At 51.5% G+C, this 1,504-nt stretch carries 2 protein-coding genes; both read left to right on the top strand.

From position 1 onward, the window contains the following. Positions 1-1,309 (top strand): hypothetical protein (locus RZO55_RS03235; protein WP_318062849.1); only part of this gene is annotated, 1,309 nt, incomplete at its 5' end. A gap of 1 nt (position 1,310) precedes the next feature. Continuing rightward, on the top strand, positions 1,311-1,504 hold a 194-nt coding region (locus RZO55_RS03230), incomplete at its 3' end, for a competence protein CoiA family protein (RefSeq protein ID WP_318062848.1).

Below are 1,504 nucleotides of genomic sequence, written 5' to 3'. Positions count from 1 at the left end.
GATTTTCGACTATGGAAAGAAAACCATCCGGGAGTTTGAAAAACAAGCGGACCATACCGGGCATCCGGTCGAACCCCTCAATTGCAAAGCTTGCGGGGATCAATATAGCCCCGAATATGTTATTTACCACGATATGATCCAGAACGCGGAGATCGGGCGCATCAAAATCCCATACGGAAACGAAATGGACCATGAGACATACCAACTGATGCAAAAAGGCCACGACAAGCGGTATGAAATCTTTCAGGAGCAGGAAGAGTATTTTTGGGAAGCTTTCTGCAAATTCGCCCTGTCCCACTGGCCGAAAATCCTTCAGGAACTCCGGCGGGAGGAGATTGAAGCTGGACTTTCGGAGCTCGAACTCCCCCTTCCCGAAAAACGAAGCGAGACCGGATTAAGGCGGGAAGTGGCCCGGAAAGTCACCTCCGATGAGGACAAGGCGAGGTTCTGGCGAGCAGCCAATCATGAGTTTATCTACAAGCACATTCTCGACATCGGGCCTTTGGCCTGGCAACCCCAAAAGGATGCGGCATGGTACGGAGCAAATCGGGTCCGGTTTGTTCTCCTTCATTTCCCCATTGGTGAAGACCTCGAACCTTTGCGGACCGAGTACATCGGCCGGATCGTCAAGAAGGAAAAAGGGGATAATGCCTTTCTGTTTCGGCGCATTTCCCAACTTACCGATGAACTCAGCCGCCTCCGAAGGAAGAACACCGACTTTTTCCACCAGATCGAACAGCTGAAGCGGGAAATCGCGACACGGGACCAGAAAATCCATGCACTCTCCACTGCACTTCGGGAAGCAAAGGAAAACGTTCCGACCGGAAAGAGACACCCCGACGACATCCGGAAGATCCGGGAACTGAAGTCCTTCATCGGTGAACTCCTTGGGGAAATCCGAAGGCTTTCATCCCTGCTCCCTCAAGAAAAGCCACCTGATGTGCAAGAAATTGAACCCATCGCCCCAGAAGAGGAGCCCCCGGATAAGCCCGTCCCGCTGGACATCCTTCACGGCAAGACCATTGGAGTGATCGGAGGAATTCGAAGCCAGCAGGTGGAGAAGGAGGGCATCCGGATCCTCACTCATCACGGAGACAAACTTGACCCGGCATTTTATCAAACACTGGAGCAGGCCGATATTGTGGTTGTCATCCCGCGACTTGTCTCCCACGCCGGCATGTGGGAGGCCAAAGCCCATGCCATTGATCGGGACAAGCCGATTGTTTTCGAACGGGCTATCAACTTAGACCGTATTTTGGAAAGCGTCGCCCAAAAACAAAAAGAGCAACCTGTCCAAGGAGGCTCATGATATGGTTAAAATCCCTTATGCCAAAAACCAAAACGGGGAAAAGGTTTTCGTGGAAGACGCAAATAAAAAGGACACCTATACCTGTCTGGAATGCGGTCAGCCCTTGATTTTGAGAGCCGGAGAATACGTGGTCAAACACTTCGCTCATTTCCGAGCCAAGAAACTTTGCCCGCTTTTGACTCGAAAAGAACAAAC

The sequence above is a fragment of the Clostridium boliviensis genome, assembly GCF_033342255.1.
GTDB classification, from domain to species: domain Bacteria; phylum Bacillota; class Clostridia; order Lachnospirales; family Lachnospiraceae; genus Lacrimispora; species Lacrimispora boliviensis.
Note: the sequence above shows the minus strand (reverse complement) of the source record. Positions and strands in the feature narration are given on the sequence as shown.